At 60.0% G+C, this 24,320-nt stretch carries 22 protein-coding genes; 12 read left to right on the top strand and 10 right to left on the bottom strand.

The genetic code is table 11. The features are described 5' to 3' along the window. Positions 1 to 50: 50 nt before the first annotated feature. Positions 51 to 1,019 (bottom strand): LysR family transcriptional regulator, encoded by a 969-nt coding sequence (locus BN1139_RS02410; protein ID WP_041980092.1) that lies wholly within the window; start codon positions 1,017 to 1,019, stop codon positions 51 to 53. Between the two features lie 276 nt (positions 1,020 to 1,295). Here BN1139_RS02410 and tatA point away from each other — a divergent pair, with 276 nt between their 5' ends. The 3 genes from tatA (at position 1,296) to BN1139_RS02395 (ending at position 3,426) form a co-directional block, all read left to right on the top strand. Next, complete coding sequence (gene tatA, locus BN1139_RS02405; RefSeq protein WP_005339944.1) at positions 1,296 to 1,457, top strand: twin-arginine translocase TatA/TatE family subunit; 162 nt, start codon at positions 1,296 to 1,298, stop codon at positions 1,455 to 1,457. A gap of 16 nt (positions 1,458 to 1,473) precedes the next feature. Beyond that, positions 1,474 to 1,776: a YfcZ/YiiS family protein gene (locus BN1139_RS02400; RefSeq protein WP_005339945.1), complete on the top strand. Its 303-nt coding sequence runs from the start codon at positions 1,474 to 1,476 to the stop codon at positions 1,774 to 1,776. A gap of 228 nt (positions 1,777 to 2,004) precedes the next feature. Then, positions 2,005 to 3,426, top strand: a complete 1,422-nt coding sequence (locus BN1139_RS02395; RefSeq protein ID WP_005348541.1) for an MltF family protein — start codon at positions 2,005 to 2,007, stop codon at positions 3,424 to 3,426. Here BN1139_RS02395 and BN1139_RS21610 read toward each other — a convergent pair. Continuing rightward, positions 3,404 to 3,580 carry a hypothetical protein gene (locus tag BN1139_RS21610; RefSeq protein WP_005339947.1) on the bottom strand — a complete coding sequence of 59 codons (177 nt, stop codon included), beginning with the start codon at positions 3,578 to 3,580 and terminating at the stop codon, positions 3,404 to 3,406. The genes BN1139_RS02395 and BN1139_RS21610 overlap by 23 nt on opposite strands. Before the next feature lie 73 nt (positions 3,581 to 3,653). On the opposite strand from BN1139_RS21610, the gene BN1139_RS02390 reads away from it, so the two are divergent. Beyond that, positions 3,654 to 4,907 carry a phospholipase D-like domain-containing protein gene (locus tag BN1139_RS02390; RefSeq protein WP_005348543.1) on the top strand — a complete coding sequence of 418 codons (1,254 nt, stop codon included), beginning with the start codon at positions 3,654 to 3,656 and terminating at the stop codon, positions 4,905 to 4,907. 520 nt (positions 4,908 to 5,427) lie between these two features. Here the strand turns inward: BN1139_RS02390 and BN1139_RS02385 are convergent. The 6 genes from BN1139_RS02385 to BN1139_RS02360 all read right to left on the bottom strand — a co-directional run bounded on the left by BN1139_RS02385 (position 5,428) and on the right by BN1139_RS02360 (position 13,473). Beyond that, positions 5,428 to 7,983 (bottom strand): TRAP transporter permease, encoded by a 2,556-nt coding sequence (locus tag BN1139_RS02385; RefSeq protein ID WP_005348546.1) that lies wholly within the window; start codon positions 7,981 to 7,983, stop codon positions 5,428 to 5,430. 103 nt (positions 7,984 to 8,086) lie between these two features. Further along, the gene (locus tag BN1139_RS02380; RefSeq protein ID WP_005339950.1) at positions 8,087 to 9,058 is read right to left on the bottom strand and encodes a TAXI family TRAP transporter solute-binding subunit; all 972 of its coding nucleotides are present in this window, start codon (positions 9,056 to 9,058) and stop codon (positions 8,087 to 8,089) included. Between the two features lie 414 nt (positions 9,059 to 9,472). Next, the gene (locus tag BN1139_RS02375) at positions 9,473 to 11,626 is read right to left on the bottom strand and encodes a S9 family peptidase (RefSeq protein WP_005348549.1); all 2,154 of its coding nucleotides are present in this window, start codon (positions 11,624 to 11,626) and stop codon (positions 9,473 to 9,475) included. A gap of 234 nt (positions 11,627 to 11,860) precedes the next feature. Further along, entirely contained in the window at positions 11,861 to 12,292 is a 432-nt protein-coding gene (locus BN1139_RS02370) for a DUF411 domain-containing protein (protein WP_005348551.1), read from the bottom strand. 46 nt (positions 12,293 to 12,338) lie between these two features. Further along, positions 12,339 to 12,662, bottom strand: a complete 324-nt coding sequence (locus BN1139_RS02365) for a hypothetical protein (RefSeq protein ID WP_005348554.1) — start codon at positions 12,660 to 12,662, stop codon at positions 12,339 to 12,341. 88 nt (positions 12,663 to 12,750) lie between these two features. After that, the gene (locus tag BN1139_RS02360; RefSeq protein ID WP_005348556.1) at positions 12,751 to 13,473 is read right to left on the bottom strand and encodes an SDR family oxidoreductase; all 723 of its coding nucleotides are present in this window, start codon (positions 13,471 to 13,473) and stop codon (positions 12,751 to 12,753) included. A 142-nt stretch (positions 13,474 to 13,615) separates the two neighbouring features. Between BN1139_RS02360 and BN1139_RS02355 the strand changes: the two genes are divergently transcribed. The 5 genes from BN1139_RS02355 to BN1139_RS02335 all read left to right on the top strand — a co-directional run bounded on the left by BN1139_RS02355 (position 13,616) and on the right by BN1139_RS02335 (position 18,737). Then, positions 13,616 to 14,458 (top strand): LysR family transcriptional regulator, encoded by an 843-nt coding sequence (locus BN1139_RS02355; protein WP_005348558.1) that lies wholly within the window; start codon positions 13,616 to 13,618, stop codon positions 14,456 to 14,458. A 101-nt stretch (positions 14,459 to 14,559) separates the two neighbouring features. After that, a complete protein-coding gene (gene kefF, locus BN1139_RS02350) occupies positions 14,560 to 15,156 on the top strand; it encodes a glutathione-regulated potassium-efflux system oxidoreductase KefF (protein ID WP_005348560.1) in 597 nt (198 codons plus the stop codon). A 67-nt stretch (positions 15,157 to 15,223) separates the two neighbouring features. After that, complete coding sequence (locus tag BN1139_RS02345; RefSeq protein WP_005348561.1) at positions 15,224 to 17,080, top strand: monovalent cation:proton antiporter-2 (CPA2) family protein; 1,857 nt, start codon at positions 15,224 to 15,226, stop codon at positions 17,078 to 17,080. Next, a complete protein-coding gene (locus BN1139_RS02340) occupies positions 17,077 to 17,463 on the top strand; it encodes a SirB2 family protein (protein ID WP_005339984.1) in 387 nt (128 codons plus the stop codon). The genes BN1139_RS02345 and BN1139_RS02340 overlap by 4 nt, the downstream gene beginning before the upstream one ends. Positions 17,464 to 17,750: 287 nt before the next feature. Beyond that, positions 17,751 to 18,737 carry a helix-turn-helix transcriptional regulator gene (locus BN1139_RS02335; protein WP_005339987.1) on the top strand — a complete coding sequence of 329 codons (987 nt, stop codon included), beginning with the start codon at positions 17,751 to 17,753 and terminating at the stop codon, positions 18,735 to 18,737. An 854-nt stretch (positions 18,738 to 19,591) separates the two neighbouring features. Here BN1139_RS02335 and BN1139_RS02330 read toward each other — a convergent pair. Further along, positions 19,592 to 19,903, bottom strand: coding sequence for a DUF1145 domain-containing protein (locus BN1139_RS02330; protein WP_005348564.1), 312 nt, complete (start codon positions 19,901 to 19,903; stop codon positions 19,592 to 19,594). Beyond that, the gene (rsmD, locus tag BN1139_RS02325; protein ID WP_005348566.1) at positions 19,887 to 20,516 is read right to left on the bottom strand and encodes a 16S rRNA (guanine(966)-N(2))-methyltransferase RsmD; all 630 of its coding nucleotides are present in this window, start codon (positions 20,514 to 20,516) and stop codon (positions 19,887 to 19,889) included. The genes BN1139_RS02330 and rsmD overlap by 17 nt, the downstream gene beginning before the upstream one ends. A gap of 110 nt (positions 20,517 to 20,626) precedes the next feature. Here rsmD and ftsY point away from each other — a divergent pair, with 110 nt between their 5' ends. From ftsY to ftsX, 3 genes are all read left to right on the top strand, one after another. Then, a complete protein-coding gene (gene ftsY, locus BN1139_RS02320) occupies positions 20,627 to 22,504 on the top strand; it encodes a signal recognition particle-docking protein FtsY (RefSeq protein ID WP_041915430.1) in 1,878 nt (625 codons plus the stop codon). Between the two features lie 89 nt (positions 22,505 to 22,593). After that, positions 22,594 to 23,262, top strand: coding sequence for a cell division ATP-binding protein FtsE (ftsE, locus tag BN1139_RS02315; RefSeq protein ID WP_005339995.1), 669 nt, complete (start codon positions 22,594 to 22,596; stop codon positions 23,260 to 23,262). Further along, complete coding sequence (gene ftsX / locus BN1139_RS02310) at positions 23,262 to 24,215, top strand: permease-like cell division protein FtsX (RefSeq protein WP_005348569.1); 954 nt, start codon at positions 23,262 to 23,264, stop codon at positions 24,213 to 24,215. The genes ftsE and ftsX overlap by 1 nt, the downstream gene beginning before the upstream one ends. Positions 24,216 to 24,320 lie beyond the last annotated feature (105 nt).

Raw genomic sequence — 24,320 nt, 5'->3', positions numbered from 1 at the left:
ACGGGGCTACGCAGAGCCCCGTTCTTGTTTCCTACCGAGAGGACGTGCAGTCACTCGTGAGTGGTCGCAGCGGGTTCCAGTTTGCTCATGATGAGGGAGAGCAGCAATTCCCGCAGCCAGCGGTGGCCCGGATCCTCGCGGTGACGCTGATGCCAGATGAGCAGATGGGAGATGCTGTCCAACCCGATGGGCAGCGGTAGCTGCAACAGCGGATAGACCTGGGTAGCGTGGCGTGCGTAGAGCCGGGAGAGCGTTACTATCATGTCGGAGTGCATCCCCATCCGCAGCGCCGCCTCGAAGGAGGGCACGGTTGCCTCGATACGCCGGTAAAGATCCTGCTCTGCCAGCTTGTGATCCAGCATCCAGCGGTCTCGTCCCTCGCAGTAAGTCTGCACATGGGGATAACTGAGGTAGTGCTCCAGATTCCAGTTGGGCTCTCGCAGCGCGGGGTGGTGCTGCTGCACCAGACAGGTGAGATCATCGACCGCCAGCACTCGCTGACAGATGCTGTCGGGCAGGGTATCGAGCCGATAATCGGAGCTGATGCAGTTCTCCCGCACCGCGAAGGCGATGTCCACCTGTCCCTGACTCATCTCGGTCAGGCTGTTCTCGGTCCACTCCTCGTAGCGCAAGCGGATCCTTGGTGCCTGCCGCTTCAGCTCGCTCAGGTAGAGCGGGGCAAACAGGGTGAAGGCGCTGTCCATGCTGGCGATGACGAACTCCCGCTCCGAGCTGGCGGGGTCGAACTCGGGCGGCTGGATCAGGTTATCCAGCGACAGCAGGATGGGTTGCAACTGCTGCTGCAGTGCAAGGGCACGGCCGGTGGGTTCCAGCCCGTAGGCAGAGCGGATGAAGAGGGGATCATTGAAGGTATCGCGCAGACGGCCGAGGGCTTTACTGACCGCGGACTGGCTCAGATGAAGGCGGCGTGCGGCCTTGCTGCCGTTGCGCTCTTCCAGCAGTACCTGCAGGATAATCAGCAAATTGAGGTCGATGCGACCCAGTTGTTCCAGCAGCATGATATGAATCCTCTTCAATTCTAAGATGAATTTATACCATTTGTTTTCATATCTTGGCGATCTTATCCTCGAATGGTCTCAGGTTCGCATGAACCACTGGTACAGGATGTAGCGGTTGAGGGGACATGTAGCACAATCAATATGGCGACCTCAGGGTCGCCCTATTTTTTGGCTATGATTTATTTGCTCACTTGCACCTGCCTTGATTTTGCCCAACAATCCCTGCGCTCTATTTTGATACAAGTAACAGATATCTCTTTGTGAGGGAGTATCCCTATGGGACTCGGTGGAATTCATATCTGGCATATGTTGATCCTCTTGCTGGTCGTTGTGCTGGTCTTCGGCAGCAAGCGTCTTGCCAGTGCAGGTGAGGATTTGGGTACCGCCATCAAAGATTTTCGCAAGGCGATGCGTGACGACGCAAATCATCCGAAATAAGCAGTAGGAGTAGAAAATGTCTGTAGACGAGAAAGTTGAACTGAACGAAACCTGTGACAGCTGCGGCTGTTTTGCCGAGATCGGCACCATCATCGGCGAAGGCGACGATGTGATGGATCTGGTTATTGAAGCCGCTGCCGAGGCGGATGCCCGCGCCAAGCTGGCTGCCTATGAAGCTCTGGCCAAACAGGTCACTGCCGAAGCTCAAGTGAGCAGTGAACTGACCCAGGGCGCCAACGGCGTGATCCTGAAAGCCCGCCTGCAATTCACCTGCACCGCCGAAAAACTGATTTTCGAAATGCGGGCCCGCTCTATCTGAGTTGTCTGATAACGCGGCAGGTTTGCCTGCCGTGTTGACCCTTCTGCTGTGGGTCGGCGTTCTATAGTTACTCTATCCCACAGACGTTTTGCCCGGCGCGAGTCGGCCAACAGAAGGCGCAAACATCATGACGCAGCGATGGATCTCTGCCCCCAATCCCACCCTCTATCGTGATCCGTGCTGCCAACAGGCAGCAGGCGTGACCTCAGCACAGGGGCAGCCATCGTGATGCGACGCTGGATCTGGGCGCTGCTGGCCCTCTGCTGTTTTCCCCTGCTCGCGGCTGAACTCAAGCCACAGCGTCTGCCCCAACCCGGGGATCTCGAAAGCATTCTGCAAAAGCGCGAACTTAGGGCGCTGGTGGTCTATGAGCGCGGCTTCTACTTTCTCGATCGCGGCGCCCAGTACGGCATTCTGGTCAATCAGCTGCAAGGGTTCGAGCGCTGGCTGAACAAGACCTATCTCGCCAAAGAGAAGGTCAAACTCAAGGTGGTCTACATCCCGGTGCGTCAGGACAAGCTGCTGGACTATCTGACCGAGGGGCGTGGCGATCTGGTGGCGGCGACCATGACGGTGACCCCGACCCGGCGTGAACAGGTGGCCTTCTCCCGGCCGCTCATTTCATCCATCGAGGAGTGGGTGGTGAGCCAGCAGAGCCTGCCCGCCTTCAGCCGCATTACCCAGCTCTCCGGCAGGCGGGTCTGGGTGCGTGCCAGCTCCAGCTACTACGAGAGTCTGCGCCAGCTCAACTGGCTGTTTCGCGAGCTGGGGTTGCCCCCCGTCTATATCGAAACGGTGCCCGAATACCTGCAGGATGGCGATCTGCTGGAGATGGTGGCCGCTGGCATTATTCCCCTGACGGTGACCGACAGCTACAAGGGGCGGATCTGGCTGGGTGGCATGATCTCCGGCCTCAAGGCCCACAAGCTGATCCCCCTGCGCAGCAACGGCACCAGTGCCTGGGCGCTGCGCAAGAACAGCCCCGAGCTGCTCAAGGCGGTCAATGGCTATCTGGCGAGTGTCAGCCGCAACAGCCTTTACAGTGACATGACCCTGCGCCGGTTGCTGATTCGCAGCGATCAGATGAGCAATATCCTGGCGCCGGATCCCATGGGGCGCCTCGCGACCATTCGCAAAGTGCTGGAGAAGTACGCCAATCAATACGATCTCGACTGGCTGATGCTGGCGGCGCTCGGCTACAAGGAGTCCGGCCTCAATCCCAAGGCGCGTTCGCCCAAGGGGGCCGTGGGCCTCATGCAGCTGCTGCCCAGTACGGGGCGGGAGGTCGGCATCAACGGCGCCAGACTCACCACGCTGGAGGGCAATGTGGAGGCCGCCTGCCGCTACATGCGGTTGATCCTCGATACCTACTTCAATGATCCCAAGCTGGATCGGCTCAACCGCCACCTGTTTGCCCTCGCCGCCTACAACGCCGGGCCGAACCGGGTGCAGGCGCTGCGAGGCAAGGCGGAGAAGCTGGGGCTCGATCCCAACGTCTGGTTCGGCAACGTGGATCAGCTGGTGGCCAACGAAGTCGGACAGGGGCCGATCAACTATGTCGGCACCATCTACAAGTACTACGTGGCCTATCGTTTCAGCCTGCCCCAGATCGAGGGCAAGGCTGCCGCTATCGAAGCGGCTCAGCCCTGAGCCGGTTGACCGGCAGGGTCGCCTGCACGGTCGGCAATTGCCAGCCACCGTCCCTGTGTTGCAAAAACCAGTGAGCAGGGCCGGTGGCCGGGATGAGATCTGGCTGGCTGAGCTGGCCCAGATAGCGCAACATCGGGGTATCATGCAGTTCCATCAGCAACTCCTTTTGAATATGTGAAGAGGCTCGCCAGCGTTATGACACCCGGCCATGACAGCAGGATGACACCATGATCCCCGGATCCTTTGCCCTGATCGATGATCCCCTGCTGGCGCTCAAGGTACGCTGCCACTGGATCCGCCATGCCCGCGAGCGGATCCAGGCGCAGTACTACAGCTGGGAGGAGGACAGCAGCGGCAAGCTGCTGCTGAGCGAGCTGCTTCACGCCGCCCGGCGTGGCGTCAAGGTACAACTGCTGGTGGATGATCTCTATGCCGGTGACAACCGCTTTCTGGAGATGGTGGCTCACTACCCGGGGATCGAGGTACGGCTGTTCAACCCCTTCTGGCTGCGGGGCTGGCGCCCGCTGGCACTGCTGCTGGAGGGGCTGCTCAGCTTTCGCCGCATCAACCACCGGATGCACAACAAGCTGCTGCTGGTGGATGGCAAGCTGGCGCTGATCGGCGGGCGCAACATCGGCGATCGCTACTTCGGTCTGGATCCGCAGGCTCCCTTCGTGGATCTCGATCTCGCCTGTCAGGGGGGGCTGTGCCAGCAGATGGTGCAGGGGTTCGAGCAGTTCTGGCACAGCCGCTGGAGTCACCCCATCCGCCATCTGCTGCGCCGCGAGCTGCTGCCCGCCGAAATAGAGGTGGTCAACGACTTCCTGTTCACCATGACGGATCCGGCGGTAGCGACGGTCTACGATCTGCCCGCGGCACTGTTTGACGAGCGCGATGTGCCGCTGCAATGGCATGAGGGGCGGGCCGAGGTGTGGTTCGACCGTCCCGGCAAGGGGCTAATCTCCCGTCCCACCACTGCCCGTCAGCTGTGGCGCCAGCTGGCTGACAATCCCGGCTCGCTGGGGTTGGTGACCCCTTACCTCATCCTTACTCTCGGGTTCCGGCAACGTCTGGCGCGGCTGCGCCAGCAGGGGGTCGCCATCGACATTCTCACCAACTCGCTGGCCAGCACTGATGTGCCGCTGGTCTATGGCGCTTACCAACGCTATCTCGGCTGGTTGCTGCGCCGCGGGATCCGGGTCGCCGAGTTTGACCATGACCACGGCAGCCTGCACGCCAAGCTGATCCTGCTGGGGGAGGAGCGGGCGCTGTTTGGCAGCCTCAACCTCGATCCCCGCTCGCTCTTTCTCAATACCGAGCTGATGCTGCATCTGCACTGCCCGCCGATCTGCGAGGCGCTGCGAATGTGGCTGGCTCGCTGGCAGGAGCAGGCGGGTGGATTGCCGCGCAAACCCGAAGGGTGGTCAAGGCGACTGATAGCACGCCTGAGTGACTGGTTGCCCCTGCGCCGTTGGCTGTGAGGCGGCCATTTTTTGTGCGAGATCTCGCAAAGCCTTGTAAGCCATTGCTGATACCCTTTGCGGGTGAATAACCATGCATGAATCTATCTTGCTGTTTTATAACAATTTAGTGGTGATGATAAGGCTGTTTTTTGTACTCTGATGTGAATGGAATTAGCATAAAAACGTTTTTTATTTTGTTTTTATGCGTAATATTTCAGTTGCAAGGACAAACACGGCGGCTTGTCTGCCGTGTGGACGAAGGTTGTAACGGGTAGCTGGCCAGTTGCATCGCTGCAATTGGCGCTCACTTCAGATGGGTCGCGAACTATCGGAAAGTGAAACAGAGACCCGGCGTGGCCGGACTCCAATATGGAACATGCTATTTGCGAGGGGGTGACATGGACATGTCACCCCACTTTTTTGGCCGCTCGCCACCGCTTACCCTTTCCATGACTGTCGCTCATCGCAAGAGCCGCAGAGGGCAAGGCAATAAAAAGAGGGCCGCAATAGCGGCCCTCGGTCTCATCTGCCCGGTGGGTTAACCGGCCTTGACGCTGCGGCGACGCTGCAGCCAGACGATCGCCCCGAACAGCAGGAAGCCCGGGATCCACATCCACTCCTTGGTCCAGCGCTCGGTCGGCGCCTTGACGGTGAGGATCTCCTGATCGAACTCCAGTCCCATGGTGGCGGCCGGGCTGCCAAAGGCGACGTTGTCGATCAGCGTCTTGCCATCCTGTTCATAGAGGCTCAGCCCCAGATTGGCCAGCCTCTCTTCGCCATTTGCCCCATCCGGTACGGCGACCAGCAGGGTGAACTTGCGTGGCTTGCCCACTGCATCTTCACCGAGGATCCGCAGCCGCAGGGTGCTCTCCGCCTCCACTTCACCCATGGTTTGGGCCAGCTGGGCAGGCGGGGTCTCGCGATAGGGGTCGTGCACCATGTCCATCCAGAAACCCGGGCGGAACAGGGTAAAGGCGACCAGCAACAGCAGCATGCTCTCGTACCAGCGGCTCTTCACCAGGAACCAGCCTTGGGTGGCGGCGGCGAAGATCAGCATGGCGATGGTCGCCACGATGAAGATCAGCACGCCGTGGGCGAAGTCCACGTCGATCAGCAGCAGATCGGTGTTGAAGATAAACAGGAACGGCAGCGCCGCGGTACGCAGGCTGTAGTAAAACGCCGTGATCCCGGTCTTGATGGGATCGCCCTTGGAGACAGCGGCAGCCGCGAAGGAGGCCAGCCCCACCGGCGGCGTCACATCCGCCATGATGCCGAAGTAGAAGACGAACAGGTGCACCGCGATCAGCGGCACGATCAGCCCGTTTTGCTGCCCCAGCGTTACCACCACTGGCGCCAGCAGGCTGGAGACGACGATGTAGTTGGCCGTGGTCGGCAGCCCCATGCCGAGGATCAGGCTCAGCAGTGCGGTGAGCAGCAGCATCAGCAGCAGGTTGCCCATGGAGAGGAACTCCACCAGATCCGCCAGCACCAGACCAACCCCGGTCTGGGAGACCGCACCCACGATAATCCCCGCGGTGGCAGTGGCAATGCCGATACCGATCATGTTGCGGGCACCGGCGACCAGCCCTTCCCGCAGATCCACCACGCCGTCAGCAACGGTGCCGTAGTCGTGCTTGCCGTCCTTGCGCAGCCAGTTGAGCAGCGGGCGCTGGGTCAGCAGGATGATCACCAGCATCACGGTCCCCCAGAAGGCTGACAGCCCCGGCGAGAGGCGCTCCACCATCAGGCACCATACCAGTACTACCACCGGCAGCAGGAAGTGCAGGCCGGAGAGCAGCACGGCGCGGGTGTTGGGCAACTCGGTGAGCGGCTTGTCGGGATCTTCGGCAGGCAGCGGTTCATTGCTGGCGGCGATCTTCAACAGGGCCACATAGGTGGCAGCCAGCAGTACCGAGATCCCCGGCAGTGCGTACTCACCCAGTGCAGGTTTGAGCCAGCCGAGGCCATAGTAGACCGCCAGTGACAGGCCGCTGATGAGGGCCGCGCCAAAGGCAAAACCGGTCAGGCGACGCAGCCAGGGTTTGGGTTGATGGTTGCCGATGGGCTGCATGCCCAGTTTCAGTGCCTCCAGATGGACGATGTAGAGCAGCGCTATGTAGGAGATGGCGGCAGGCAGGAAGGCGTGTTTGATGATCTCCACATAGGGGATACCCACGTATTCGACCATCAGGAAAGCCGCAGCCCCCATCACCGGCGGCATGATCTGGCCGTTGACCGAGGAGGCCACTTCCACCGCCCCCGCTTTCTCTGAACTGAAGCCCACCTTCTTCATCATCGGGATGGTGAAGGTGCCGGTGGTCACCACGTTGGCAATCGACGAGCCGGAGATCAGGCCGGTCAGGCCAGAGGCGACCACTGCCGCCTTGGCCGGGCCGCCGCGCAAGTGACCGAGCAGGCTGAAAGCGAGCTGGATAAAGTAGTGACCGGCACCGGCCCGTTCCAGCAGGGCGCCGAACAGCACGAACAGGAACACGAAGCTGGTGGAGACGCCAAGGGCGATGCCGAACACCCCTTCGGTGGTGATCCACTGGTGGTTGGCCAGCGCGGTAAAGCCTACTCCGCGATGTGCCAGCAGTCCCGGCATCCAGGGGCCCGCTAGGCTGTAGATCAGAAAGACGATGGCGATGACCGCCAGTGCCGGCCCCAGGGCGCGGCGCGCCGCTTCCAGCAGCAGCGGAATGCCGATGCAGGCGGTCACCAGATCGGCGGTGGTGAGGGTGCCGGGACGCAGCGCCAGCGCTTCATACATCACGAACAGGTAAGAGGCGGCGCCAGCAGCGATCAGGCCGAGGGCGATATCACCGAGGGGAACCCGATCCCGCGGCGAGGAACGAAATGCAGGGAACACCAGAAAAGCGAGCAACAGGGCAAAGGTGAGGTGAATGGAGCGGGTTTCGGTGTCATTGAGTACGCCAAACCCCACCATGAAGGGGAGTGGCGAGGCGATCCAGAGCTGGAACAGCGACCAGGCCAGCGCCAGTGCTGTGATGAGCCAGCCCATGATGCCCAGCGGCAGGCGAGCGCCCACATCCTGGGCGATCAGTTCCTCGGTAGAGAGTTGTTTATCTTGCATAGGGTTAACTTGTGCCAACGAGTACAACAAGAGCGACACCCGCCCCCGCAATCAGGCGGCAGACGGGTGTCGAAGAGAGTGACAAAGGCCCCGGGGCCTTCAATCAGAGCCAGCCGCGCTCTTTGTAGTAGCGGGCAGCTCCTTCATGCAGCGGTGCAGAGAGACCCACCTTGATCATGTCGGCCTCTTTCAGGTCGGCAAAGGCAGGGTGCAGGCGCTTGAAGCGATCCAGGTTGTCAAACACCGACTTGACCAGCTGATAGACCACTTCCGGATCGGTTTTGGCGCTGGTGGAGAGCACCGCTTTGCCACCGATGGAGGGGGTCGGCTTGTCGCTGCCCTTGTAGATGCCGCCCGGGATCTCGGCCTTGCTGTAGTAGCTCTTCTCGGCCAGCAGCTTGTCGATGTCGGCGCCGGTCACAGGGACCAGTACCGCATCTGTGGTGGTGGAGGCTTCCTGAATGGCGCCGTTCGGGTGACCCACGAAGTAGCTCATGGCGTCGATGTTGTTGTCACCGAGGGCGGAGGCCTGTTCGGCCGGCTTCAGCTCGGAGACCAGACCGAAGTCACCCTTCTTCCAGCCTTTGACCGCCATGATCTCTTCCATGGTGTCACGCTGGCCGGAGCCCGGGTTGCCGATGTTGACGCGCTTGCCCTTCAGATCGTCGAAGCTGGCGATCTTGGCATCGCGGCGAGCCAGGATGGTGAACACCTCGCTCTGCAGGGAGAAGACGGCGCGCATGTCGTCCATGGCTCCTTCGGCCTGGAACGGCGGCAGCCCCTTCATCGCCTTGAACTGGTGGTCGGATTGCATGATGCCGAAGTTGAATTCACCGCTGCGGATGCCGTTGACGTTGGCAACACCGCCGCCACTGGCCGGGGCGTTGCACTTGATCTGGTGATCGGCGGCGCCGCGATTGAGGAAGCGGCAGATGGACTGGCCAGCGACATAGTAGACGCCGGTCTGACCGCCGGTGCCTATGGTCACGAAGCGCTCCTGCGCTTGTACCGGACCACCGAATGAAACACCGACCAGAGCCGCCGACAGGGCGCATGCCAAAGTTAATCCTTTCATTTTTTCTCCCTTTTCTTTGATTTTGTTTATCCGATCCCCGGATAAATGATGGCAATCCCGTTCTGCGCCGGGCTTGCCCGCTCTTCTCGTTGCGCGAAAGCGGGGGGAGTTGATTCCCCCCTTTTCCGGCAGTCACCCTCATCCTGTGGTGAGGCTACCGACCTCCTGTCGGTCGAAGATAAATTGGCCCCTGAGGGGCCAAATAAAAAGTTGCAAGCACTCCGATTAAGCACATTCACCCAACATAAATCAAACGAAATGGCAAAATAGCGGAGTTAAATCTTGAGAAACATGACCTCGATCATTCATTTTCTTGCCGAAGATTAATTTGATATGGAGGGAAATGGAAGAGGGAAAAACTACGAGAGGATTCTTATGCGGCCCTTGAATGACAAGGGCCGGAGTCATGAGAGATCAGTTGGCCGGGGTGGCCAGATCCAGGATAAAGGCGTATTCCAGCGCGATATCCTCGTAGGCTTTGAAGCGGCCCGACTTGCCGCCGTGGCCGGCATCCATGTCGGTGTTCAGTAACAACTTGTTATCATCCGTCTTCAGTTCGCGCAGCTTGGCGACCCACTTGGCGGGCTCCCAATACTGCACTTGCGAGTCGTGCAGCCCGGTGGTGACCAGCAGGTTGGGATAGGCTTGCGCCTTCACCTGATCGTAGGGGCTGTAGCTCTTCATGTAGTCGTAGTAGCGCTTCTGGTTCGGGTTGCCCCACTCGTCATACTCCCCGGTGGTGAGGGGAATGGACTCGTCCAGCATGGTGGTGACCACATCGACGAACGGCACCTGCGCCACCACGCCGCGATAGAGTTCGGGCGCCTGATTGATGACCGCCCCCATCAGCAGACCACCGGCGCTGCCGCCCATGGCGTAGACCTGATCCCTGGCACCGTAGCCTTGCTCCACCAGCGCCTTGGTGACATCGATAAAGTCATTGAAGGTGTTCTGCTTTTTCAGCAACTTGCCATCTTCGTACCAGTGACGGCCCAGCTCTTCACCACCCCGGATATGGGCGATGGCGTAGACGAAGCCTCTGTCCAGAAGGCTCAGGCGCGAGCTGCTGAAGTCGGGATCCATGCTGGCGCCGTAGGATCCATAGCCATAGACCAGCAGCGGATTCTTGGGCGCATCGGCCTGCTCTTTCTTGAACTTGTCCTTGCGATAGACCAGCGACACCGGCACCGATACACCGTCGCGGGCGGTCACCCAGAGCCGCTCGCTGGCGTACTGGTCGGCCTTGAAGCCTGCCACCGGCTGCTGCTTGAGCAGGGTGCGCTTGCCGCTCGCCATATCCAGCTCATAGGTAGAGGCGGGGGTGGTCATGGAGGAGTAGCCATAACGCAGGGCGCTGGTATCCGGCTCTGGGTTGTAGGCGAGCCAGGTGACATAGGCGGGATCGTCGAAGGCGATCTCCTTCTCGTCACCGCTCTGCCAGTTGATCTGGCGCAGTCGGGTCAGCCCCTTGTTGCGCTCTTCCAATACCAGCCAATCCTTGAACAGGGCGTAGCTCTCCAGCAGCACGTCCGGATTGGGGGCGATCACCGCCTTCCAGCGATCAACCGGGCTCTCCTTGGTCTCATAGAGGCCGAAGTTCTTGCCATCCTTGTTGGAGCGCACATAGAAGCGGCCGCGGTAGTGATCCAGGCTGTATTCGTGATCCACCTGACGGGGCAGGAACAGGCGTGGGGCGTGCTCCGGCTGGTTGGCATCGATCAGCCGTGCTTCGCCGGTGGTGGTGCTGGAGAGGGCGATGACGATGAAATCTTCCGAGGTGGTGGCGTAGAGGCTGATGTAGAAGGAGTCATCCTTCTCCTCGTAGACCAGCTTGTCCGTGGCCGGATCCGTCCCGAGCGTATGGCGATAGACCTGATAGGGCAGCAGGGTCTGCGGGTGCTTGCGCACATAGAAGACGGTCTTGTTGTCGTTGGCCCACACCAGATTGCCGGAGGTATTTTCCAGTTTGTCGGTGGCCCACTGGCCGCTCTCCAGATCGAGGAACTGGATCTGGTACTGACGGCGGGAGAGGAAATCTTCCGCCACCGCCAGCCAGCGGTTGTTGCGGCTCACTTCAAGGGCGCCGAGGGCATAGAACTCGTGCCCTTCAGCCCGCAGGTTGCTGTCGAGCAGCAGACTTGACTGCTCTTCACCGAGCTTGGTGCGCGAGTAGATCCCGTACTCCTTGCCCGGCTCATAGCGGGTCTGGTAGCGGTAGCCATTCTTCACATAGGGTACCGACTCATCCTGCTGGGGGATGCGGGCGACCATCTCTTTGTAAAGCTGTTCGCGCAGGGGTTGGGTCGGCTTGAGGATGGCCTCGGTATAGGCGTTCTCGGCCTTGAGATAGTCCAATACCTCGGGCTTCTGCCGCTCGTCGTCGCGCAGCCAGTAGTAGTTGTCGATGCGGGTATCCCCGTGTTTTTTCAGCGTGCGGGGATGTTTGGCGGCCACGGGCGGCTGGATTGGATGTTCGCTTGTCAGCATGGCGGGCTCTTCATTGGCATAAGTGGGGGGGAGAACTGTCAGAAAGGCTAGCAGCAGAACTCCTCGGGAAAAGGTAAACATGTCGCATCCTTGGCGCTGGAAAGGGTTGGTAGACCTGAGCATCGGCTCCATGAATTGGCGTTAAATCTGCCCCTTGTTGCCGGTGGTTGCAAGCAATCCCTTGTTATTGCAGGAAATGTAATCAAAAAAAGCCGCTATCTCGCGATAGCGGCCCTCTTTCTGGCCATGAGCGGCAAGAGTCCGCTCAGGTGTGCCTCACATGATATGGTAGTGCCCTCTCATGGCCAGTTTTCGTCAGCCGGGGTAGCTCGACCAGCGGTTGGTCGCGCCCTCGTTGCTGATACTCAGTACCTCATAGGGATGGCCCGGAATATCCATGCCCGGCGCACTCTGGGGCATGCCCGGAATGGTCAGGCCACGGATCGCCGGTTTTTCCCTGAGCAGCTTCTGTACATCGGCGGCTGGTACATGCCCCTCGATCACATAGCCATTTACGATGCCGGTATGGCAAGAAGCCAGTTCCGGCGCGATACCGTATTGCTGCTTCACTGCGCCGAGCTGCTCGGTTTCGATGACGTCCAGTTCGAAGCCATTCTGCTCCATGTGCTCGTTCCAGCTTTGGCAGCAGCCACAATATTTGGATTTGTAGACGGTCATCTTCTCGGCCGCGAGAGCCGAAAAGCTGACGGTACCGGCCAGCATGGCCAGTAACAGGGGTTTGTACATCACTCACCTCAGATTGAAAGAAAAGATGCCCGATACGGGATGCGTTTCAGATCCGGGGGCGTGGGGGACGTTCGAGCCGCTCGCACGGAGCGTCCGGCATAAAGAGAGAGGGGGAGGCGAAGTCGGGGGTATCCGGTTCCAGCACGGCGACCGTCAGGCTGTCGCTGCCTACCAGCGTCATCGAGAGGGCGGTGGTAAAGCTGCCGCAGGGCATCGCTTTTTCCAGGGTGCGCTCGCTCTGGCTGCAGTGGGTCGTCAGGGTACAGAGGTCGGTTGCGGCCCGGCTGCCAAACGACATCAACACCAGCACCAGACTCCACAAGGGGAGCCAGCGACGGGCGTGAGCGAGTTGGCGACGGGTGAGAACCATGGAATGACTCGAAAATAACAAGGGGCACATGGTAACCCTGTGCCCCGGGGGAGGGTCAAGCCCTCCCCATGGTGTCAGTCAGCCCGGATTAAGGTTGCTGACGGGTCGCCGCCAGCACGATCTCGCGCACGCAGACGTTGGCAGGCTGGTTCCAGGCGTAGAGCACGGCATCGGCGATCACTTCCGGCGCAATGACGCCACCCATCTGATCTTTCCAGTCGTGGTAACCGGCCTTGATGCTCTCGTCAGTGGTGTGGCTGAGCAGCTCGGTCTCGACCGCACCCGGGGCAATGGTCACCATACGCACGCCGACATCGGCCACCTCTTCCCGGATGTTCTCGGTCAGGGCATGCACTGCGAACTTGGTGGCGCAGTAGGCAGCATGGTTCGGGAAGGTCTTGCGACCGGCGATGGAGCTGATGTTGATGATGGTGCCGCTGCGGCGCTCCTTCATGCCTGCCAGCACTGCGTGGACGCCGTTCAGCACCCCCATCACGTTGATGTTGAGCATCTGCTGCCATTCGGCGGGATCCTGCACATCGGCCTGACCCAGCAGCATAACACCGGCGTTGTTGACCATGCAGCCGACCGGGCCAAATTTGGCTTCTGCCTGCTGGACAGCGGCTTTCATAGCGGCGGTGTCGGTCACATCGACCCCGATGCAGAGGGTATCGGGCAGGTTCAGTGCCTGCATCGGCTCGACCCGGCGGGCCAGCAATAGCAGCGGATGACCGGCGGCAGAGAAGGCACGGGCGATGGCGGCACCGATCCCGGCGGAGGCACCGGTGATCACGACGAGAGATTTGGACATGGGTCTTTCCTTCTGATTCAAGAGTCGGTTTGAGCAAACAGGTGGCTGGCCAGCACGGAACCCAATCACTATAGTCACTGCATCTATAAGTGATAAATATTGTTTTCCGCTGGTTATCATCTGAAAAAACTATGGTTGGTTTATGCTGGACTTGAGATTGCTGCGTTTCTTCATCGCCATCTATGAAGAGAAGAACATCACGGCGGCGGCCGAGCGCTGCCACGTCAGCCAGCCCTCCCTCTCGGCGGGGCTGCGCCAGCTGGAAGAGGCGCTCGGTGACAGCCTGTTTGTCCGGGGCAAGAAGGGGGTGGTGGCGAAAGACCCGGCCCACTATCTTTATCCCCACGCGGTCAAGCTGGTGGAGGAGGCGCGCCGTCTGCCGGAGCTGTTTCGCCAGAAAGCGACGCGTGCGAGGCTCAATATCGCCATCATGCCGGACTTGAGTCGCCGCCGGGTGGCCGGGCTGCTGCAGCAAGTGCAGGGCGTGTTGCCGCAGCTGGATCTCACCCTTTCCGACTACACCACACCCGCCGACTGCCGCTTGACGCTGGATGCCTTGCGCCGGGAGGACGAGATCTTCCTGCCGCTGTGGGAGGAGGATTACGTGCTCTGCGTGCCGGTTGATCACCCCCTGGCAAGTCGCGAAAGGATCGAGCTGTCCGAGCTGCAACATTATGATTTTATTGAGTGCCCGCCCTGCGAAGCCCATCAGCAGACTATCGGCCTGCTGGCCTGTGACCGGCTTACCCTCAATCTGGTGGCCAAGGCCGAGAGCAAGGGGCTGGTGATGGCGCTGGTGCTGGCGGGAGTCGGCATCAGTTTTCTGCCGGACGGGTTGGTGGAAGATGAGGCGGGGCTCTGTACCCTGCCGGTGAGCGGACCGCGGATGTTTCGCCGGATTGGGCTCTGCTATCCCGCCCACCAGACCCTCAATCCGGCGCTGCGGGAGCTGATCCCCGAGTTGGCAGGCTATGGCGCTTCCTGATAAGGTCGCTCTCCTGTGCACCTTTACGATGCAGCTCCCCAGACTCCCCTTTTCTGTTTACCTCGCCTTGCACCGCAAGGCTTTGTTCGGGTGATGTGGTCATGAAACGCATTCTGGTTATTTTTTCCCATCCTGCGCTGCAGAGCTCGCGGGCCAACAAGCAGCTGTTGCAGGCGATTGAGGGGCTGGAGGGGGTCACGGTTCACGACCTCTATCAGCACTATCCCGACATGTTTATCGATGTGAAGCGGGAGCAGGCGCTGCTCTGTGAGCACGACATCATCGTCTTCCAGCACCCGTTTTACTGGTACTCCTGCCCGGCCATCATGAAAGAGTGGATGGATCTGGTGCTGGAGTATGGCTACGCCTACGGCCCCGAAGCCCACGCCCTCAAGGGCAAGCAGTGGCTGAGCGCCATCACCACCGGCGGTGCGCCGGAGTCCTACTGCAGCGAGGGTTACAACAGCCGACCGTTGCTCGATTTTCTGCTGCCATTTCAGCAGGCGGCCACCTTGTGCGGCATGAACTGGCTGCCCCCTTTCGTGCTGCACTCCTTTCACAAGATCAAGGATCCCGCCGCCCTGCGCCGCGGCGGGCATGACTATCGCCAGCTGCTTTGCGCCCTGCGTGACGATCAGCTGACTCCAGAGCAACTGGCCGGGCGCCCTTATCTGCGCGACTTGCTGGAGGTGCTCTGATGACACATGGGCAGCTTGTTGGCCGAGCTTATGAGCCGGATCTGATGTTCACACGGAGGGCTGACTGATGGGCCACGGGATCCTGTTTGATGCCTTTATCTACCTCTCCGCCGCCGTCATCGCGGTACCGCTGGCCAAGCGCTGGGGGCTGGGCTCGGTGCTCGGCTACCTGCTGGCGGGGATCATCATAGGCCCCTTTTTGCTGGGGCTGGTGGGGGAGCAGAAGGACGTGATGCACTTCGCCGAGTTTGGCGTGGTGCTGATGCTGTTTCTGGTCGGTCTTGAATTGCGTCCGGCCCTCTTGTGGCAGCTGAAGGGGCCGATCCTCGGCACCGGTGGCCTGCAGGTGCTGCTCACTACGGCGGCACTGACCGGCGTGGCGCACCTGATCGGTCTGCCGCTGCAACAGGGGCTGGCCATCGGCCTCATTTTGGCGCTCTCTTCCACCGCCATCGTGTTGCAGAGCCTGCAGGAGCGCAAGTTGATGCAGAGCGAGAGCGGTCGATCCGCCTTTGCGGTGCTGCTGTTTCAGGATATTGCGGTCATTCCGATCCTGGCGCTGCTGCCGCTGCTGGCCATGGCACCGGTCGCCAGCAGTGGTGGCTCCGAGCTGGCGGGGTGGCAGCATGGTCTGCTGGTGGTCGCGGCCATCTCCGGCATAGTGCTGGGTGGCCACTACCTGATGCGGCCGGTGTTTCGTGCCATCGCCCAGTCCCATATGCGGGAGATCTTCGTCGCCGCCGCCCTGCTGCTGGTGATCGCTATCGCCGTGCTGATGGAGTCGGTGGGGCTTTCGCCTGCACTTGGCTCCTTCCTCGCCGGGGTGGTGCTGGCCGACAGCGAATATCGCCATGAGCTGGAGGCCGACATAGCGCCGTTCAAGGGCTTGCTGCTCGGCCTGTTCTTCATGTCGGTGGGGGCGGGGATCGACTTCGGGCTGTTTGCCGAACACCCTTTCCTCATCCCGACGCTGGTGGTTGGCCTGATGGTGCTTAAATGGCTGGTGTTGATGGCACTCGGTTTCATCATCCGCATCTCGCCGAGTCAACGCTGGACCTTCGCGCTGGCGCTCGCGCAGGGCGGTGAGTTTGCCTTCGTGCTCTTCTCGTTTGCCGCCCAGAACCGGGTGCTGCCCGGCGAGACCATCTCGCTTCTGACGCTGGTGGTAGCGCTCTCGATGGCGCTCACCCCGCTGCTGCTGATCCTCAACGACCGGGTGATCCAGCCCTGGTTCGATTACCGTAACCAGAGCGACGCACCGCAGCATGAGCAACCTGAGCTGGTGGAGCATCCGGTGATCATCGCGGGCTTCGGCCGCTTCGGTCAGATCGTGGGGCGTCTGCTGCACGGTCACGGCATCGGCACCACCATCCTCGAGCAGGATGCCAGCCAGATAGAGACCCTGCGCAAGTACGGTTATCAGGTCTTCTATGGCGATGCTAGCCGGATCGATCTGCTCCATGCCGCAGGGGCACACAAGGCGAAGCTGCTGGTGCTCTCCATCAACGATCCGGCTACCTCGCTGGCGGTGATCGAGATGGTGCAGAAGCACTTCCCGCACCTGAAGATCCTGGCGCGAGCGCTGGATCGACCCCATGCCCACGAGATCCTGCGCCACGGGGTCGAGAGCGTACACCGGGAAACCCTGGGTTCGGCGGTCGATCTGGGGGTGGAAGCCCTGACCCAGCTCGGTTTTCGGGCCAACCAGGCCTGGCGGGCGGGGCAGACCTTCAAGCAGCACGATAACTGGCTGTTGCGCGAGCAGGTCAACTATCTGGACGACGAACACACTTATATCAACAAGAGCCTGCAATACCGGGAGATCCTCTCCGATCTGTTGCAAGACGACGAGGAGGGGCAGGAGCGTATCCATGCCCACAACTGGAACAGCGGGCTACCCGACGACGACAAGGAAGCAAAATGATTGCCTATTACCCCATGTTCAAACACCTGCATATGACGCTCGCGCTGGTCAGTCTGCTGCTCTTTATCTATCGCTGGAGTCTGGCGCTGGCCGGCAGCGATCGGTTGCAGCAGAAGTGGCTGAAGATCCTGCCGCATATCAACGACACCTTCCTGCTGCTGTTTGGTGTGTTACTGGCGGTGGCCTTGCAGTTGAGCCCGGGTCAACAACCCTGGCTGATGGCCAAGCTGGTTGCACTGGTGCTCTATATCGGTCTGGGTGTCATGGCGCTCAAGCGCCCGGCCCGCGGTCAGAAGCTGGTGGCCGGTGTGGCGGCGCTGGCGGTGTTTGGCTACATGGTCGGTGCGGCCATCACCAAGTCAGCCTGGTCGTGGCTGATGTGAGCAAAAGGGGAGAGTCATGCTCTCCCCTGAAATCATATTCTGAGATGAATTAATTAATCGGAGTTTTATGCTGACAATAAATCGCAACATAGAACTTTCATTTGAGGGATTTTTGGCTAATTTTAGCCTCTAGCGGCTCCTTTTTTGAGTGCATTGTCTTTATAAATCAATTATTTAGTGTGTTTTGTATGAAAATGGCGACAGTTGTCGCAGCAAAACTTGCGACATAGACTGTCGCAAGTCACGACTAGCATACAGTCAACGCTAAACCAGTGAAGGCAAGCACCATGAGCAAGAAGCTGTTACGACAACTGACCTTGGCGCGTTGCATCCCGCACCGCCCTTACAAGCTGACCGCCAGCCAACTCCAGGTAAAACTGGAAGAGGAAGGTATCCACGTCAGTCTGCGTACCGTGCAACGGGACCTGGAGGAGATGTCCGGCATGGGACTGTTCGACCTCACCTCGGACGAACGCAGCAAACCCCATGGCTGGTGCTTCGAGCGCCACGGCCTCAACGACTTTGCCAATATCATGCCGCTCTCGCTGGCGGTGGCTCTGAAAACCTGGAGTGATCAGGCGAGCCAACTGTTGCCGGCGAGTGTACTGACCGAATTGAATCCGCTGGTCGACAAGGCGAGCCAGGTGATCCGCGACAGCCAGAGCGAACTGGCCGAACGCTGGCTGGAGAGTGTCCATCAGTCACCGCGTCCGTTTGCCGGCAACCCGGAGATCCGCCGCAGCACCCTGATCCGCGATGCGCTCTGGCGTGGTCGCAAGTTCAGTGCCGAGATCCAGCGCGTGATCAAAGAGCGCACCGTGTGGCTCTGCTACGACCGTATCAACCCGCTCGGCATTCTCAATCAGCCGGACGGTCCGATCCTGCTCTGCACTCTGTCCGAGCTGGATCCCAAGGTCTACGGCATCCCGTTCGACCATATCAAGAACGTTGAGCTGACCAACTTCAGCGCCACCCAGCCGAAGGATTTCAATATCCAGAAGCTGATCCGCGATCAGGGCTATCAGGATGTGAGCGGCCCGATCCGCTTCGTCGGCCGGATCGATGCCAACAGCCAGTCGCTGGTGGATAACCAGATCCCCGGCAACAATCCGCGCATGACCCGCTATGACAAGCGCAGCGTGGTGGTGGAGACCGAAGTGCAGGACACCCCGGAGTTTCGCAGCTGGTTGAACAACATCGGCGGTGAACTGGAGGTGCTGGCACCGGAATCGCTGCGCAAGGCCTATCTCAATCCGGCCAACCGCTTGAGCTGATTAAAAAATTGGAATGTTGAAGAGTCGAGCCTGGTCTCGGCTCTTTTTTTGCGGTTTTTTTAAGCATATTTATTCAACTATTTTTTAAGTCTTAACGTCAGGATTGAACCGTTTTCCTGCCCCGTTTTTGGGGGCGAAACCCGTGTAAGAGATCTGCCATAGCGACTGTAAGAGGCTGGCGCTTTGAGCCGTACGCGAAGCCATGCCAGAATGATCGAGCTTTCCCGTGAAACTAAATAACTGACTGATATTAAAAGGTTAGTTTTTAAGTTCGTTTTTTGAGATGGGAGCCGCATCGGATCTTTATCATCGGATGGCCCTTGTTCGGGGTGCGCATTTCCTTAGTATGGGTCTCACAAGGACGGAGCTGGTTCGGCAGGATGCAGGACAGCGCATAAAGATGGAATAGTCCGCAGGATGTGGACAAGGGACACCTCAGGATGAGCTCGATAATCAGGATGATTATCGTCACGGATGAATAAAGGAACACCGCGGGATGCGGCAGGACACTCTCGGGATGGGAGCAGAACGAACGGAACCTCGTTCTTCAGGATGAACAGGACCTCGCCGGATGCGAGAGGAATACTTCAGGATGAAGTGAGATAACCCGGATGGTTATCTGTCAGGAAGACGCAAGGAACCCCACAGGACGTGGTAATGGACACCTCCAGGATGGAGACAGTGAAGCAGTTCAGGATGAATTGCCAGGCCAGGAACGCCGCAGGACACGCCAACGGATTGGAAAGGGGATATTCCAAAGGATTAGGATAACGTCAGGGATTGCAGGGAGCATTGCAGTTCTACGGACAGGACGACACGACTCTAGGGGACGGCTACCGCCGTCCCCTTTTCTTTTATGGTTTGCCGGAGAGATTGCCGCGCTGGGCGGCGTTGACGATCTCTTGCAGGCGCTGACGAATGTCGACCATGCCAAACACGCCAAATATCAGCACAGTGACAAATTCGGCCTTGGTGACCGCGAAGTAGCGTTTGCAAGCTGCCTTGATCATGCTGGCCTGCAGCCAGTGCAGCAGGGCGACGATCACGCCGCAGACCGGCAGAAAGCCGTTGAGTTTGCCGGGCAGCGGGGCAATCAGGCTCACCAGCACGCCAAACCAGAAGAACAATATCAGCCCCATCGCCAACAGATTAAAGACCCGCTTCATTGTTTACCTCCCGTAGATAGAGTTGATAACAGACCTGACCTGCCTGTTTATCCTTGAGTAGTTGCCAGCTGGCAGGCAGCGCCAGATCGGCCATCTCCTTCTCCCGCTCCAGATAGATGAGGGCGTCCGCTGCCAGCCAGCCGCGCTGCTCCAGCAGTTCGCACACTTGCGGCAGCAGCTCGCGGCGAAACGGTGGATCGAGGAACACCAGATCAAACGGCGTGGCCGGGCCTTGCAGCCAGCTCACTGCATCTGACTGGATCACCTGACCCTGACTGCTGCCGAGGGCGGTCAGGTTCTTCTTGATCTGGTCGGCGGCCCCTTTGTCCATCTCGATCAGGGTCACCTGCTCGGCATAGCGCGACAGTGCCTCCAGTCCGAGTCCGCCGCTACCGGCAAACAGATCCAGGCAGCGGGTGCCACGAATGTGGGGGGCCAGCCAGTTGAAGATGGTCTCCTTGACGCGATCCGTGGTGGGTCTGAGCCCCTCCACATCCTTGACCGGCAATTTGCGGCCTCGCCACTGGCCGCTGATGATTCTTACAAAGCCCGATTTTCCTTGCGGGGCGGGACTCTTGCTCGGGTTGCTACGGCTGGATTTCACTCTGGGCATCGCGTTTCATCGTCAGAAAATAAAGTGGTAGTATAAGGCGGTTCATTTTTATGCCGACCCGCCAAGGGACGGCTATCTTAGCAGTCAGCCTTTGATGTGAGTATTTTTAGATGGCAAAAGGTTTGTTTTCCTGGCTGGGTTTCGGCCGCAAGAAAGAAGAGGCTGAGGCTGTCCAACCACAGACACCCCAAGCCACCCCCGTTACCGTTGAGCCCGAGGTCACTGCTACCCCCGCTCCTGTTTCCGATTCCACTGTTTCCGATAGTACGCCGGCCGTTGCCCCCGAAGTGCCTGCCAGCGCACAGAATTCCGTTTTGCAGGATGATTGCTGTCTGCCGACCGAGCTGGACGACCACGGCCCGCTGGTGGTGGAGGAGTGCGCTTCCGATCTGGAGCCGGTGATCGTCAACGAAGCGCTGATCGCCGAAGAGGAGCGTGCCGCTGAAGCCGCTCGCACTGCCGCAGAGGCGCAAGCCGCTGAGGTCAAGGCAGCCGAAGAAGCTCGTATTGCTGCCGAAGCTCGCGCCGCGGAAGAGGCCCGCATCGCCGCCGAAGCTCGCGCTGCGGAAGAGGCTCGCATTGCTGCCGAAGCCCGCGCTGCAGCAGATGCTCGTATCGCCGCCGAGGCTCGCGCTGCAGAGGAGGCTCGTATTGCTGCCGAGGCTCGCGCTGCAGAAGAGGCTCGTATTGCTGCCGAGGCTCGCGCCGCGGAAGAATCTCGCATTGCCGCCGAAGCTCGCGCTGCAGAAGAGGCTCGTATTGCTGCCGAGGCTCGCGCTGCGGAAGAGGCTCGCATTGCCGCCGAAGCCCGCGCTGCGGAAGAGGCTCGTATCGCTGCCGAAGTCCGCGCCGCGGAAGAGGCCCGTATTGCTGCCGAAGCCCGCGCTGCGGAGGAGGCTCGCATTGCCGCCGAAGCTCAGGCTGCGGAAGAAGCCCGTATCGCCAAAGAGGCCCAGCGAGCGGAAGATATGCGCCTGGTCGCCGCGATGGAGGCTGAGGCCGCCGCCCTGGCTGCCCTGCCGCTGGCCGCCAAGGTGGACGACGACACCCAGGACAAACCGCAGCGGGAGGGCTTCTTTGCTCGCCTCAAGCGCAGTCTGGTGCGCACCAAGGAGAATATCGGTTCCGGTTTCTTCGGCCTGTTTCGTGGCAAGAAGATCGACGATGAGCTGTTTGAAGAGCTGGAAACCCAGCTGCTGACCGCCGATCTCGGCGTCGACACCACCACCCGCATCATCGAAGGGCTGGTGCAGCACGCGGATCGCAAGCAGCTCAAGGATGCCGAGGCGCTCTACGGTTTGCTCAAGCAGGACATGGGCGAGATGCTGGCCAAGGTCGAGCAGCCGCTGGTGATCGACACCAGCAAGAAGCCTTATGTGATCCTGATGGTCGGCGTAAACGGCGTCGGCAAGACCACCACCATCGGCAAGCTGGCCAAGCAGTTCCAGGCTGAAGGCAAGAGCGTGATGCTGGCGGCGGGTGACACCTTCCGTGCCGCAGCGGTCGAACAGCTGCAGGTTTGGGGTCAGCGCAACAACATTCCGGTGATTGCCCAGCATACCGGTGCCGACTCCGCTTCCGTCATTTATGACGCCATCGAGGCCGCCCGCTCCCGCGGGGCTGATGTGCTGATCGCCGACACCGCCGGTCGCCTGCAGAACAAGAGCAACCTGATGGAAGAGCTCAAGAAGGTGGTGCGGGTGATGAAGAAGCTGGATGAAGAGGCGCCCCACGAGATCATGCTGACGCTGGACGCCGGCACCGGCCAGAATGCGCTGAGCCAGGCCAAGCTGTTCAGCGAGGCGGTTGGCCTGACCGGCATCACCCTCACCAAGCTGGATGGCACGGCCAAGGGCGGCGTCATCTTTGCGGTGGCCGACAAGTTCCAGATCCCGATCCGCTATATCGGGGTGGGCGAGGGGATCGACGATCTGCGTCCCTTCGTTGCCAACGACTTCATCGAGGCGCTCTTCAGCCGCGATGAATAAGTCCGGCCGCGATGAGTCAGCTCAGCCGTGATGAGTAAGTGTTCCATACCCCGACTCCGGTCGGGGTTTGTCAATTTCAGGGAACCGTTATGATTCGTTTTGACAAGGTCAGCAAGGTATACAGCGGCGGCCATCAGGCGCTGCAAAAGGTCAGCTTTCACCTGCGCAAGGGAGAGATGGCCTTTCTGACCGGGCACTCGGGGGCGGGCAAGAGTACCCTCCTCAAACTGATCAGCGTGATGGAGCGTCCGACCGATGGTCGCGTCTTCTTTCATGGTGATGATGTCAGCCATATCCAGCGCAGCCAGATCCCCTATGTTCGCCGCCAGATCGGGATGATCTTTCAGGATCACCGCCTGCTGATGGACCGCACCGTGTTCGACAACGTGGCGCTGCCGCTGGTGATCGATGGCTACAGCCATGCGGACATCAACAAGCGGGTGGCGGCGGCGCTGGACAAGGTGGGGCTGCTCGGCAAGGAGCGTTACCAGCCGCGCATGCTCTCCGGTGGTGAGCAGCAGCGGGTCGGCATCGCTCGTGCCATCGTCAACAAGCCGCCGCTGCTGCTGGCGGATGAACCGACCGGCAACCTGGATCCCCAGCTCTCCATGGATATCATGCGGCTATTTCAGGAGTTCAATAATTTTGGGGTCTCGGTGCTGATTGCTACCCACGATCTGGGGCTGATCGCGCGCATGCGCTATCGCACCCTGACCCTCAAGGCGGGTCGCATGTATTCGGCCGGGGAGGAGCTCTGATGGCTATCGTTCGTCATAAACAACCGCTGCTGCGTCGTCTGATGATGTACGGGGTTGACCATGTGCGGCAAGCGTTTGCCAGTCTCGGGGAGTTGTGGCGCAATCCGCTCGCCTCACTGATGACGCTGGCGGTGCTGGGCGTCAGTCTGGCGCTGCCATCCTGCTTCCACGTGCTGCTGAAAAACGCCGAGGTCGTGGAGGGGAGCTGGCAGAGCAGTTCCCAGATCTCCCTTTACCTGCGCAAGGATCTGCCGGAGCAGAGCATTCTCGATCTGCAGCACAGGATCCTGCTCTATCCCGAGGTGGATTCGGTCACCTACCTGAGCCGTGACGATGCGTTGCGGGAGTTTCGTGAGATCTCCGGCTTCGGCGATGCGCTCGATTATCTGGACAGCAACCCGCTACCGCCTGTGCTGAGCGTCATCCCGGATCCGCGCTGGCAGAACCCGGAAGGGGCCGCCGAGCTGCTCAGCAAGCTCAATAACGAGGTGGGGGTCGAACAGGGCAAGCTGGATCTGCAGTGGCTGACCCGGCTGCAGGGGATCATGAACCTGCTGCGCCACACCATTACCGGTATCGCGGTGCTGCTGCTCTCCGCCGTGTTGCTGATTGTCGGCAATACCCTGCGTCTCAACATCCTCAACCAGCGTTCCGAGATTGAAGTGCTCAAGCTGGTGGGGGCGACCGACTCCTTTATTCATCGTCCCTTCCTCTATACCGGTATCTGGTTCGGGGTCATCGGCGGCATGCTGGCCTGGTGGCTGACCGAAGTGATGGTGATCTGGAGCGAGGGGGTGGTGAAGGAGCTGGCAGGCTTGTATAACAGTAACTTCCGGCTGGTTGGCATGGGGGCGGTAGACGGGATCAATCTGATCTTGCTGGGCGCCCTGCTGGGGCTGATTGCCTCCTGGTTCTCGGTCCATCGCCACATTCGCGACATCGAACCATCCTGATTACTTTGTCATCAAAGTAAATCGCTGGATTTTGAGAGGCGGATCAAGTAAAAGAGGGGCCGTTTCTGGCTTGGCCCCCATAGTCAGAGTATTCTGAATAACAAT

Origin of the sequence: Aeromonas veronii bv. veronii (assembly GCF_000820225.1) — a bacterium.
In the GTDB taxonomy this organism is placed as follows: Bacteria; Pseudomonadota; Gammaproteobacteria; order Enterobacterales; family Aeromonadaceae; genus Aeromonas; species Aeromonas veronii.
Note: the sequence above shows the minus strand (reverse complement) of the source record. Positions and strands in the feature narration are given on the sequence as shown.